Below are 12,347 nucleotides of genomic sequence, written 5' to 3'. Positions count from 1 at the left end.
GCGCGGCCCCCACTGCAAGTGCGGCGTGCCGATCAGGCGGCTGCATCCTGGCCCAGCTTGCCACCGGCCTTGCGCTCGCGCGCGGCGCGGATGAAGCCGATGAACAGCGGGTGGCCTTCGCGCGGGGTGGACAGGAACTCCGGGTGCGCCTGGCAGGCCAGGAACCACGGATGCTGGTCGCGCGGCAGCTCGATGACTTCCACCAGGGTGTCGTCCATCGACTTGCCGGCGATCACCAGGCCCGCATCCTCCAGCTGGGTGCGGTAGCGGTTGTTGAACTCATAACGGTGGCGGTGACGCTCGGAGACCACATCCTTGCCGTACAGCTCGCGGGCCAGCGTGCCCGGCTTCAGGCGCTGCTCCTGCAGGCCCAGGCGCATGGTGCCGCCCAGATCGCTCTTGTCGTCACGCTTCTCGACATCGCCGGTGGCGGTGCGCCATTCGGTGATCAGGCCGATCACCGGGTTCGGCGACTGGCGGTCGTTCTCGGTGCTGTTGGCGCCGTCCAGGCCGGCCACGTGGCGGGCGAAATCGACCACCGCGGCCTGCATGCCGTAGCAGATGCCGAAATACGGCACGTGATGCTCACGGGCGAACTGCGAGGTCAGCACCTTGCCTTCGAAGCCGCGGTCGCCGAAGCCGCCCGGCACCAGGATGCCGTCGACATCCTTGAGCGCGGCCAGGTCGCTGTCTTCCAGTTCCTGTGCTTCGAGCCACTTCAGGTTGACCTTGGTGCGCTGGCGCAGGCCGCCGTGCTTGAGCGCCTCGCCGACCGACTTGTAGGCGTCCTGGTGATCGACGTACTTGCCGACCACGGCGATGGTGACCTCGTCCAGCGGGTGCAGGGTGGCATCCACCGCGGCTTCCCACTCGGCCAGGTCGACCGGGCCGGCCTTGTCGCCGAGCTTGAGCTGGTTGACGACGATGTCGTCCAGGCCCTGCGCATGCAGGCCCATCGGGATGCGGTACAGCACGTCCACGTCCGGCACGCTGATCACCGCGCGCTCGGAAACGTTGGTGAACTGGGCGATCTTGCGGCGCTCCGAATCCGGCACGACCTGCTCGGAACGGCACAGCAGCACGTCCGGCTGGATGCCGATCGAGCGCAGCTCCTTGACCGAGTGCTGGGTCGGCTTGGTCTTCAGCTCGCCGGCGGCGGCGATGTACGGCACCAGGGTGAGGTGCATGAACAGCGCCTTCTCCGGGCCGCGCTCGGTGCGCACCTGGCGGATCGCTTCCAGGAACGGCAGCGACTCGATGTCGCCCACGGTGCCGCCGATCTCCACCAGCGCCACGTCGAAGCCTTCGGTGGCCTCGTCCATGCAGCGGCGGATTTCATCGGTGATGTGCGGAATGACCTGCACGGTGGCGCCCAGGTAGTCGCCGCGGCGCTCCTTGCGGATCACGTTCTCGTAGATCCGACCGGTGGTGACCGAATTCTTGCGGCTCAGGCGGGTGCGCACGAAGCGCTCGTAATGGCCCAGGTCCAGATCGGTCTCGGCGCCGTCGTCGGTGACGTAGACCTCGCCGTGCTGGAACGGGCTCATGGTGCCCGGATCGACGTTGATGTACGGATCGAGCTTCATCATCGTCACCCGCAGGCCGCGGGCCTCAAGGATGGCGGCAAGCGACGCGGCGGCAATACCTTTGCCGAGCGAGGACACTACGCCACCGGTTACGAAGATCAAGGGAGTCATGGCTGGGGGTGTCCTGTCAGGAAGGGGGAAACGGCGCCGGCGCGCAGGGCGACGGACGACGTGAAGGGGGAAATCGGGGCGATCCGGGCGGCTGCGGGGCGTTCACGCGCCAGGGCCGGGATCAGGGGGGAGACGGTGCGGGAGTGGGTCAGCGACGTCGGGTCAGCCGTGCCGGCCACTGTCTGGACCGTCACCTCCTGCCTACCCTGCTGGCGATCGCGCACGATCAGGCCAGTCCATTCGCTGATGGATGACACGCACTACTCCCGGAAAGCCATAGTTTACAGATTGCCGGCCTCCAGCCCAAGGGGCGGATGACGGTCTTCACATAAAAAGAAGAGCCCCGGCGCGATACCGGGGCTCATGTTGCGTACTTTTTCAGATCCCCAGGTCTCTCTCGTGGAGAGCCCCCTTGGAGTTCAAGGGGGCTCGCCGACAGGCGCGGGGATGTGGAAGACAGGGTGAGCGGGGCCCACGGTTTGCCGCGCAAACCGTGGGGAAGCGTCAGCGCGAAGCGCTTATCGCTTCTTCCGCGCTTCTTCTTCCTCTTCCTTCTGCGGGGCCTGCTCGCCCCTGGCCTTCATTTCGGCCGTGGCGGCGGCACGGCGCTTGGCCTTGGCGTCCGCCTCGGCCTGCGCCTTGTCGGCCTGTTCGCCCTGCTGCGGCGTGGGCTGGCCCTGTCCGGCGTTCTGGGCCAGTGCCATGGGCACGGCCACCACGGCGGCGGCGATGGCAACGATGGTCAGCAACTTCTTCATGGGGTGCTCCTCGCGGTATGGCATGGAATGGGTCGCCGGAGGCTCCGGTTTCCCATTGCAGACAGTCTATCGCGCCCCGGTCGGCCGCCCCCTGAACGTGTGGCGTGCAAAAAACCCGTCCAGACCGCAAACTTCGCCGTCGCATTGCGCTTTATGAAGACAGATGAACGCCCGCTATAACGCCGCCGATATTGAAGTCCTGTCCGGCCTGGACCCGGTCAAGCGCCGCCCTGGCATGTACACCGACACCGCGCGCCCGAACCATCTGGCGCAGGAAGTCATCGACAATGCCGTCGACGAAGCCTTGGCCGGACACGCCCGCACGGTCGAAGTCACGCTGTTCAAGGACGGCAGCTGCGAGGTCAGCGATGACGGCCGCGGCATGCCCGTGGACATCCACCCCGAGGAGAAGATCCCCGGCGTCGAACTGATCCTGACCCGCCTGCATGCGGGCGGCAAGTTCAACAACAAGAACTACACCTTCTCCGGCGGCCTGCATGGCGTCGGCGTCAGCGTGGTCAACGCGTTGTCCACCCTGGTCGAAGTGCACATCAAGCGCGACGGCAGCGAACACCGCATCACCTTCCGCAACGGCGACCGCGCCACCCCGCTGGAAGTGGTCGGCAGCGTCGGCAAGAAGAACACCGGTACCCGCGTGCGCTTCTGGGCCGACCCGAAGTACTTCGATACGCCCAAGTACAACCTGCGTGCGCTGCGCCACCTGCTGCGCGCCAAGGCCGTGCTGTGCCCGGGCCTGACCGTCAAGCTTCTCGATGAAGCCACCGGCGAGCAGGACACCTGGTACTACGAAGATGGCCTGAGCGATTACCTGAAGGCCGAGCTTGGCGAGCGCGAGATGCTGCCGGCCGACCTGTTCGTGGGCCACCTGAAGAAAGAAAACGAGATCGTGGACTGGGCCCTGGCCTGGATTCCCGAGGGCGAACTGGTCCAGGAAAGCTACGTCAACCTGATCCCGACCGCCCAGCACGGCACCCACGCCAACGGCCTGCGCACCGGCCTGACCGAGGCGCTGCGCGAGTTCTGCGACTTCCGCAACCTGCTGCCGCGTGGCGTCAAGCTGGCCCCGGAAGACGTCTGGGACCGCGTATCGTTCGTGCTGTCGCTGAAGATGACCGATCCGCAGTTCAGCGGCCAGACCAAGGAACGGCTGTCCTCGCGCCAGGCCGCCGGGTTCGTTGAAGGCGCAGCGCATGATGCCTTCAGCCTGCTGCTGAACCAGAACGTCGCCTTGGGCGAGCAGATCGCGCAGCTGGCGATCGAGCGCGCCAGTGCGCGCCTGAAGACCGAAAAGCTGGTCACCCGCAAAAAGGTCACCCAGGGCCCCGCCCTGCCCGGCAAGCTGGCCGACTGCATCAGCCAGGACCTGTCGCGCACCGAGCTGTTCCTGGTCGAAGGCGACTCCGCGGGCGGCAGTGCCAAGCAGGCCCGCGACAAGGACTTCCAGGCGATCCTGCCGCTGCGCGGCAAGATCCTCAACACCTGGGAAGTGTCCTCGGGCAGCGTGCTGGCCTCGGAAGAAGTGCACAACCTGGCGATCGCGATCGGCTGCGACCCGGGCAAGGAAGACATCGCCGGCCTGCGCTACGGCAAGGTCGTCATCCTGGCCGACGCCGACTCGGACGGCCTGCACATCGCGACCCTGCTGACCGCGCTGTTCCTCAAGCACTTCCCGGCGCTGGTCGATGCCGGTCACGTGTTCGTGGCGATGCCGCCGCTGTTCCGCGTCGACGTGGGCAAGCAGGTGTTCTACGCCCTGGACGAGGAAGAGAAGCGCACGATGCTGGACAAGATCGAGCGCGAGAAGATCAAGGGCCAGGTCAGCGTGACCCGCTTCAAGGGCCTGGGTGAAATGAACCCGCAGCAGCTGCGCGAATCCACCATCCATCCCGATACGCGCCGCCTGGTGCAGCTGACCATCGACGATGGCGAGCAGACCCATTCGCTGATGGACATGCTGCTGGCCAAGAAGCGCGCCAGCGACCGCAAGGGCTGGCTGGAAAAGAAGGGCGACCTGGCCTCGCTGGAAGTCTGATCGACCGGTAGTGACACTGGAAAAACCCGCCTCCCGGCGGGTTTTTTCTTGGGCGCGGGGACACGCCAGGCATGGCTACACGGGGCAGGAGCGGCTACCTTGGCCACACCTCGAGCACAGGAACCCGCATGCCGTTCGATCCCACCCTGCAACTGGAGAGCGCGCGCCTGGTGCTGACAGCGATCCGCGCCACGGATGCGCAGGCATTGTTCGCGATCCAGTCCGACCGTGCCGGCATGCGCTACTGGAACCATCCGGCGTGGACCGACCTCAAGCAGGCCTATCTGCAGATCCTCGACGATCTGGCCGCGCTGGATGCGGGCACGCAGTTGAAGCTGGCGATCCGGGAGCGTGTGGACGGGCCACTGCTGGGGATCGTGGTGGTGTTCGCTATCGACGAGACGTCCCGGCGCGCGGAGATCGGGTATCACCTGGCGCCGTCGGCGCAGGGCAAGGGCTACATGCACGAGGCGCTGTCACGGTTCGTGGCGTACCTGTTCGATGAACTGCGCCTGCGTCGGCTGGAGGCGGAGATCGATCCGCGCAACGTGCCTTCGGCGAAGGTGCTGGAGCGGCTCGGCTTCCAGCGCGAAGGGCTGCTGCGGGAGCGCTGGCGGGTCGCCGGCGAGGTCTCCGATTCAGCCGTCTACGGCCTGCTGGCACGCGAGTGGCAGGATCGGGCCGACCCAGCGCCGCGTTAGAACCGGCGCGACGCCATCCTGCGTGTACCGGCCTCGCCTCGCCCCGACCTGTCCGGCACGCTCACTCCCACGAAAAAGCCCGCCTTTCGGCGGGCTTTTCGATGTTCAACCGCGTGGACCGATCAGGCCCAGCCGAACATTTCGAACAGACGCAGGATCAGGTACGCACAGCCGCCGGCGGCCGGGATCGTCAGGATCCAGGCCCACACGATGCGCTCGATCACGCCGAAGCGCAGCGAACGCGGGTTCTTGGCGAAGCCCACGCCCATGATCGCGGTGGAGATGCTGTGGGTGGTGGAGACCGGCATGCCGAAGTGCGCCGCCACGGTCAGGATCGTGGCCGAGCTGGTTTCCGCGGCGAAACCGTGGATCGGGTGCAGCTTGACCATCTTGTGGCCCAGGGTCTTGATGATCTTCCAGCCGCCCGAAGCGGTACCGGCGGCCATCACCACGGCGCAGGTCAGCACGATCCACATCGCGATGCCGTCACCGGCGCTCGCGTCCGGGTGCATGAAGGCCAGCCAGGACGGCAGGTCGTTCAACGCACCGGTCGCCTCGGCACCGATCAGGGTCATGGCGATGATGCCCATGGTCTTCTGCGCGTCGTTGTGGCCGTGGGCGAAGCCCATGTAGGCCGCCGACACGATCTGGGCCTTGCCGAAGAACGCGTTGACGATACGCGGGCGGGCCAGACGGCCGAGGAAGCCACCGATCTTCGCCATGCCCGCGATCATGCCCCACAGCAGCAGCATCACCGCGATGCCGAGCAGGAAGCCGGCGATCGGCGAGGTGATCATCGGCAGGAACACCTTCCACAGCAGGCCCTTGTTCTGGGCCCAGGTGCCGATGCGCTCGGACCAGATCAGCGCGTCCCAGTTGTTGTGGGCCGCGGCCAGGCCGGCGCCGCACAGGCCGCCGATCAGGGCGTGCGAGGACGAGGACGGCAGGCCCTTCCACCACGTGATCAGGTTCCAGATGATGCCGCCCAGCAGCGCGCACAGGATCACCTGCGGGGTCACATCGACCACGTTGGTGTTGAGCAGGCCCGAAGCGATGGTCAGCGCGACGGCAGTGCCGGTCAGCGCGCCGATGAGATTCATGAACGCGGCGAGCATCACCGCCCAGCCGGGCGAGAGCACTTTGGTCGCCACCACGGTGGCGATGGAGTTGGCGGTGTCGTGGAAGCCGTTGATGAACTCGAAGACGAGCGCGGCCAGGATCACCACCAGGACAAGGGTCAGCATGCTGTGGCGTCCGTCAGCTGTTCTTCAAGACGATCTGGTACGCCACCACGCCGGCCTCGCGGCAACGATCGATGGCCTTTTCCAGGATCTCGAAGAATTCCTTGAGCAGGAACATCTGCAGGCTGTCCAGGCGGCCGGAATAGATGTCGCGGTACAGCTCGAGCATCAGGCGGTCGGCTTCGTTTTCCAGCGAACGCAGCTTCTCGTTGAGCGCGGTCATCCGGTCCAGGTTCATGTGGCGCAGGTCGTTGACCATCTCCACCACCACGTTGGCGGCCTGTTCCAGCATCGCCGCGCGCGGCGCGAAATCGATGTGTTCCAGATGCTGGGTGGCCAGCGAATAGCGATCGGCGAACTTCTCGATCTGCTTGGGAATCTTGTACAGCGCCGAACCCAGCGCTTCGATGTCTTCGCGCTCGATCGGGGTCATGAAGCTGTCGACCAGCGCCTGGCTGATCTTGTCCGAGGCCGCGCGCTCGCGCAGGCGGGCCAGCTTGAAGGCGTCCAGCGCCGGCTGGCGGTCCGCTTCGCGCAGCATGGAGTGCAGCGCCTTGGAGCTGTCCTGGGCGGCCTGGGCAGCCTCGTCCAGCAGGGTGTAGAACTGTTTGCCGGAGCCAAAAATGGTCTGCAGAGAGAACATTGAGAAACCTATTCGCCGTCGAGGAAGGACGGCACCGGGCGGAATTATGACGGTTTGATGTCCAATCCGGGTACTCCCTGTCATCTTCACGCTCTGACGGCCCTGCCTGAACGACCCTGATTGCATCCCTGCCCCGGCCTTTTGTTAAGATGCGCGGGCACCTTCGGGTGCACTCTATGGACGACGACCCTTACCCCCCGCCGCACCGCCGCGCTCACGCGCCCTCCGGTAGCCGACATTGCTTGAACACGCCCTCCCTGCCACCAACCGGGGATGCCGCCCGTGTTTGAACTGATTATTGTCCTCGCCCTGATCCTGCTCAACGGCTTCTTCGCCATGTCCGAGATGTCGGTCATGACCTCGCGCAAGAGCCGCCTCAAGCAGATGGCCGGCTCCAGCAAGCGCGCCGAGCGCGCCCTGGCGTTGTCCGAGAAGCCCGAGAACTTCCTCTCCACGGTCCAGATCGGGATCACCCTGATCGGCATCCTGACCGGCCTGTTCGGCGGTGAGGCCATCGGCCTGACCATTGCCGAGTGGCTGCAGGGCATGTTCCCGGCCTTTGCTTATTCGGGCGTGGTCGGCAAGACGCTGGCCGTGGCCCTGATCACCTTCCTGACGCTGATCTTCGGCGAACTGGTTCCCAAGCGGCTGGCCCTGACCCGTTCGGAGGACATCGCCGGCCTGGTGGCGCTGCCGATGAGCTGGCTGGCCCGCATCGCCGCGCCCGGCGTATGGCTGCTGTCCCACTCCACCCGGCTGGTGCTGCGCGTGCTCGGCCTGGGCAAGGACGAATCGGCCTCGGTGACGGAAGAAGAGATCCGCATGCTGGTAGCCGAGAGCCACGAGGCCGGCGTGATCGACGCCCACGAGCGCGACATGATGAACCGCGTCATGCGCCTGGGCGACCGCACCGCCGACAGCCTGATGACCCCGCGCAACCGGATCGCCTGGCTGGATACCCAGGCCGATCCGGAGAAGAACATCGCGACCATGCGCGAGAACGAGTTCTCGCGGTACCCGGTGTTCCGCGACAACGACCAGGACATCGTCGGCGTGCTCGAGGTCAAGAGCCTGGTGACCCGCCTGGTGCGCGATGACCATTCGCTGTTCCAGAACCTGCGCGAGCCGCTGTACGTCTCCGAGTCCACCCATGCGATGAAGCTGCTGGAGATCTTCCGCGAGGAACAGCAGTCGATGGCGCTGGTGGTGGACGAGTACGGCGAGATCCAGGGCCTGGTCACCATCAGCGACCTGATGGGCGCGGTGGTCGGCCGCCTGCAGTCGGTGGAGAACGTGGACGAGGACGCGCTGGTGGTGACCCGTGAGGACGGCTCGTTCCTGGTCGACGGTTCGCTGTCGATCGAGGACCTGCGCGAACTGATGGGCAACGCCGAGCTGCCCGATGCCGACGATGGCGACTATTACACGCTGGCCGGCATGTGCATCCACTATTTCGGCCGCATCCCGCATGCGGGCGAGTACTTCGATTGGGCCGGCTGGCGCATCGAGATCGTCGATCTCGACGGTGCCCGGGTCGACAAGCTGCTGCTGCGTACCCTGAGCGAAGACGAGACCGATGACATCACCGGCTGAGCCGACGCCGCCGGACCCGACGCGGCCGCAGTACCGCAACGAGGGTATCCGTACCCTGCTGGCGATGTTCGACCACGGTGACCCGGAGCAACGGCTGCTGCTGGGCCAGATCCTGCAGGACCTGCAGCAGAGTGCGTTCGGTGTGTTCCTGTTCGTCGCGATCCTGCCCGCCTTCATTCCGATCCCCGGGATCGGCGGTGCGGTCAGCGGGCCGCTGGTGGTGCTGATCGGCGCGCAGATGCTGTGCGGCATGCGCCGGCCGTGGCTGCCGGGCTTCGTCAGCAGGCGCGGTCCGAAACGCGGGACCATGCATCGTTTCCTGGAGCGGATCGACGGTCCGCTGCGGCGGCTGGACCGCCTGCTCAAGCCGCGGATGCCCGGACTGCTGGTGCCGCTGCCGGCGCATGCGTTCAGCGGCCTGCTGCTGATCCTGATCGGCGTGCTGTTGTCGCTGCCGATCCCGCTCACCAATTACCTGTTCGGCTTCCAGCTGCTGCTGTTCGCCCTCGCGCTGCTGGAGCGCGACGGCGTGCTGATGCTGCTCAACTGGATCGGCGCCGTGGCCGCCGTGTTGTTCTTCGGCTTCAGTTCGGGGCAGCTGGTGGGCTATACGGTGGATCTGTTCCAGCGCTGGTTCTGACGTACCGACCAACGGTCGGTACCTGTCGTTGAAGTACCGACCAACGGTCGGTACCTGCCGCTGAACTACCTACGCGCCGGGCTTGAGATCCACCGTGCCGGTATCGGACATTGCGCCCGGATCATCGGTGACCGCCGACAGCACGAAGTACAGCGCCTTGCCGAGCAGGCCGCCGGGGCCATCCCAGTACTCAGCCGATTCGGCGCTGACGTGGATCAGGCGCAGGTTCGGGTCGTCCTTGCCGCCGGGGAAGAAGATCTTCATCGCCGGTGACCACAGCTGCTCGATCTTGGCGCGGTCATTGACCACGCGGGCGGTACCCGAGACCGAGACATAGGTGTTGCCCGAGGGCGACGCATAGGCAACGTTGACGCGCGGATTGGCCGCGATCTCGGCGATCTTCGGGCTGTCGGCGCCGGTGGCGAACCACAGGTCGCCATCGAACTCGACTTCCTGCGTGCCCAACGGTCGACTGAACAACCGGCCATCCGCACCGACCGTGGTGAACATCGCGATGTCCACGTCGCGGATCAATCCGGCCAGTTGTTTGATGTGCTGCTGGCGATCGTGTTCGGCCATGAGGTGGCTCCTGTAAGGGGAGCCCCCATCACAGCCGATTGGCGGCTACGGCGACGTGAACCGCGTGGTCACGTGTTCTTCGCATGCAGCGCCTGGGTCAGGCCTGCAACGCGCGCCATGCCTGCATCGCCAGGCCGAACGAACGCTTGCGCGCGGCATGATCGTAGATGTTGGCGGTGACCAGCACTTCGTCCGGCTTGTGCCGCGCCACGAAGGCGGCGAGACCGTCCTGCACCTGCTTCACGTCGCCGACCACCGCACAGGCCAGCGCGCTCTGCACACCGGCCTTTTCGTGCGGCTGCCAGAACGCTTCGATGTCGTCGATCGGCGGCGGAATCAGGCCCGGCAGGCCACGACGCAGATTGACGAAGCTCTGCTGCTGGGTGGTGAACAGCCGCTTGGCGTCGGCCTCGGAATCACTGGCGACCACGTTCAGGCCGAGCACCGCGTACGGCGCCTGCAGATACTGCGAGGCGCGGAACTCGCGACGGTAGACCGCCAACGCTTCGTCCATCGCGTCCGGGGCGAAGTGCGAGGCGAACGCGAACGGCAGGCCCATTGCCGCCGACAGGCGCGCACTGAAGAGACTGGAGCCCAGCAGCCACACCGGCACTGGAATGCCCGCACCGGGCACCGCGCGCACGGCCTGGCCCTTCTGGGCCGGCTCGAAGTAGTGCAGCAGCTCGCGCACGTCCTGCGGGAACTGGTCGGCGCTGTCGAAGTAACGGCGCAGCGCGCGGGCGGTCGGCTGGTCGGTGCCCGGCGCGCGGCCCAGGCCCAGATCGATGCGGTCCGGGTACAACGAGGCCAGCGTGCCGAACTGCTCGGCCACCTGCAGCGGCGAGTGGTTGGGCAGCATGATGCCGCCGGCGCCGACGCGGATGCGCTGGGTGCCACCGGCCACATGACCGATCAACACCGCGGTCGCGGCGCTGGCGATGCCAGGCATGTTGTGGTGCTCGGCCAGCCAATAGCGATGGAAACCCCAGCCTTCGGCGTGCTGGGCCAGGTCCAGCATGTTGGCGAAGGCCTGCGTGGTGTCGCTGCCTTCGCAGACCGGCGCCAGATCAAGAATCGACAGCTGCATCATGAATGCTCGTTCCAACCAGGAGATATCTCACTGAGATGGGGCTGTCCGCGTGGTTTGCCACCGCCCATAAGGCGCGGATGGCAAGACGCTGATTTCCGTCTCGCGACGATTCAGGACAATCAAGGCCGTGAAGACGGCTCAGGCAGCGTCGGCGTTCTGGTCGACCAGCGGTTGCAGGGCCGGGTCCAGCGCCACCCGCTCGTCGAACACGAAGCAGCGGCCGTCATAGCCCTCGCCGCCCACGGCCTCGAAATAGCCCAGGATGCCGCCGTCCAGCTGCAGCACGTTGTCCATGCCGTCATTGCGCATCCACAGCGCCGCCTTCTCGCAGCGGATGCCGCCGGTGCAGAAGCTGACCACCGTGCTGTCCTTGAGCTCCTCGCGGTGCGGAGCCAGGGCCTCGGGCAGGTCGGTGAACTTGGTGATCGGCAGCACCAGCGCGTCCTGGAAGGTGCCGTACTCGATTTCCTGGGTGTTGCGGGTGTCCAGCATCACCACCGGCCTGCCCGCGTCATCGTGCCCCTGGCGCAGCCAGCGCTGCACCGTGGCGGGATCGATCGAGGGTGCACGCGGATAGGCCAGCGGCTGGCCGTCATCGATGCGGAAACTGATGATCTCCGGCTTGACCTTGGCCTTGAGCCGGGCGAACGGCTGCATGTGGCTGTAGCTCGTCTTCACGCGCAGCTCGGCAAACCGCGGATCCGCCCGCAGCGCGGCGTAGAAGCCGTCGATCCCGGGCTCGGCGCCGGCCAGGAACAGGTTGATGCCCTCGCCCGCCACCAGGATCGTGCCGCGCAGCTGCGCGGCGGTTGCCCGCTCCAGCAGGGTCGCGCACAGCGCGTCCGGGTCGGCGACGGGAGTGAAGTGGTAGGCGGCGGTATTGGCGATCATCCCGCCATTTTAGCCGCTGGGCAGGCGCCGCGCCTGACCCGGCCGGGAATCAGCCGCGCAGCAGCACGAACGGCAGCAGCACCAGCGCGGTCGCGACGGCCATGCCGATCAGCACTGCGACCACGAACACCGGGCGGCGCCGGATCAGGCTGCCGAAGGTCTCGGCCGTGCCCTCGCGCAGGGCGGCCTCACGCTCACCGCGGACGCGTTCACCGCGCGCCTGCTGGTACTCGGCCATCAGCGCCTTGGCCCGGGGGTGATCCTCGTTGTCGCGGACCCAGATCCCGCCAAAGGAGATTCCCCAGGGGCTGGGCTCGGTGCGGTAATGGGCGATGCCCGCCTTGTCCAGCAGGGCGGTGACATCCTGGATTTCATCGTCCGCGACATTGCGCAGGTTGAGCAGCAGTTTCGACATGCGCCCATGATAGCGCCCGGCGATGCGCTACCCTTGCGTCCCCGTT

Annotated in this window: 13 protein-coding genes; 4 read left to right on the top strand and 9 right to left on the bottom strand. The window is 66.4% G+C overall.

Annotation, left to right across the window (positions count from 1 at the left end):
* Positions 1–32 precede the first annotated feature (32 nt).
* The 3 genes from ABE473_RS06505 to ABE473_RS06495 form a co-directional block, all read right to left on the bottom strand.
* Positions 33–1,697, bottom strand: coding sequence for a CTP synthase (locus tag ABE473_RS06505; RefSeq protein WP_346488877.1), 1,665 nt, complete (start codon positions 1,695–1,697; stop codon positions 33–35).
* Positions 1,694–1,954: a hypothetical protein gene (locus ABE473_RS06500; protein WP_179459259.1), complete on the bottom strand. Its 261-nt coding sequence runs from the start codon at positions 1,952–1,954 to the stop codon at positions 1,694–1,696. Before ABE473_RS06500 ends, ABE473_RS06505 begins: the two co-directional genes overlap by 4 nt.
* A 261-nt stretch (positions 1,955–2,215) precedes the next feature.
* Positions 2,216–2,455, bottom strand: coding sequence for a hypothetical protein (locus ABE473_RS06495; RefSeq protein WP_176989627.1), 240 nt, complete (start codon positions 2,453–2,455; stop codon positions 2,216–2,218).
* A gap of 163 nt (positions 2,456–2,618) precedes the next feature.
* Here ABE473_RS06495 and parE point away from each other — a divergent pair, with 163 nt between their 5' ends.
* Together parE and ABE473_RS06485 are read left to right on the top strand one after the other, a co-directional pair.
* On the top strand, positions 2,619–4,508 hold the full coding sequence (gene parE, locus ABE473_RS06490; protein WP_179459261.1) for a DNA topoisomerase IV subunit B: 1,890 nt from the start codon (positions 2,619–2,621) through the stop codon (positions 4,506–4,508).
* 128 nt (positions 4,509–4,636) lie between these two features.
* Positions 4,637–5,209, top strand: a complete 573-nt coding sequence (locus ABE473_RS06485) for a GNAT family protein (protein ID WP_346488876.1) — start codon at positions 4,637–4,639, stop codon at positions 5,207–5,209.
* 122 nt (positions 5,210–5,331) lie between these two features.
* Here the strand turns inward: ABE473_RS06485 and ABE473_RS06480 are convergent, their stop codons facing one another.
* Together ABE473_RS06480 and ABE473_RS06475 are read right to left on the bottom strand one after the other, a co-directional pair.
* Positions 5,332–6,453 (bottom strand): inorganic phosphate transporter, encoded by a 1,122-nt coding sequence (locus ABE473_RS06480; protein ID WP_176989624.1) that lies wholly within the window; start codon positions 6,451–6,453, stop codon positions 5,332–5,334.
* A 13-nt stretch (positions 6,454–6,466) separates the two neighbouring features.
* Positions 6,467–7,093, bottom strand: a complete 627-nt coding sequence (locus ABE473_RS06475; RefSeq protein WP_176989623.1) for a DUF47 family protein — start codon at positions 7,091–7,093, stop codon at positions 6,467–6,469.
* Positions 7,094–7,375: 282 nt separating this feature from the next.
* On the opposite strand from ABE473_RS06475, the gene ABE473_RS06470 reads away from it, so the two are divergent.
* Positions 7,376–8,686 (top strand): hemolysin family protein, encoded by a 1,311-nt coding sequence (locus ABE473_RS06470; protein WP_176989622.1) that lies wholly within the window; start codon positions 7,376–7,378, stop codon positions 8,684–8,686.
* Complete coding sequence (locus tag ABE473_RS06465; RefSeq protein WP_179459263.1) at positions 8,670–9,326, top strand: exopolysaccharide biosynthesis protein; 657 nt, start codon at positions 8,670–8,672, stop codon at positions 9,324–9,326. The genes ABE473_RS06470 and ABE473_RS06465 overlap by 17 nt, the downstream gene beginning before the upstream one ends.
* Before the next feature lie 69 nt (positions 9,327–9,395).
* On the opposite strand, the gene ABE473_RS06460 is transcribed toward ABE473_RS06465, so the two are convergent.
* From ABE473_RS06460 to ABE473_RS06445, 4 genes are all read right to left on the bottom strand, one after another.
* A complete protein-coding gene (locus ABE473_RS06460; RefSeq protein ID WP_346478606.1) occupies positions 9,396–9,905 on the bottom strand; it encodes a pyridoxamine 5'-phosphate oxidase family protein in 510 nt (169 codons plus the stop codon).
* A 97-nt stretch (positions 9,906–10,002) separates the two neighbouring features.
* A complete protein-coding gene (locus tag ABE473_RS06455; RefSeq protein WP_179459265.1) occupies positions 10,003–10,995 on the bottom strand; it encodes an LLM class flavin-dependent oxidoreductase in 993 nt (330 codons plus the stop codon).
* A 138-nt stretch (positions 10,996–11,133) separates the two neighbouring features.
* A complete protein-coding gene (locus tag ABE473_RS06450; RefSeq protein WP_346488875.1) occupies positions 11,134–11,886 on the bottom strand; it encodes a sulfurtransferase in 753 nt (250 codons plus the stop codon).
* A gap of 49 nt (positions 11,887–11,935) precedes the next feature.
* Complete coding sequence (locus ABE473_RS06445; protein WP_176989617.1) at positions 11,936–12,301, bottom strand: DUF6164 family protein; 366 nt, start codon at positions 12,299–12,301, stop codon at positions 11,936–11,938.
* Positions 12,302–12,347: the final 46 nt, after the last annotated feature.

This window comes from Stenotrophomonas sp. TWI700, assembly GCF_039673645.1.
In the GTDB taxonomy this organism is placed as follows: Bacteria; Pseudomonadota; Gammaproteobacteria; order Xanthomonadales; family Xanthomonadaceae; genus Stenotrophomonas; species Stenotrophomonas maltophilia_AA.
Note: the sequence above shows the minus strand (reverse complement) of the source record. Positions and strands in the feature narration are given on the sequence as shown.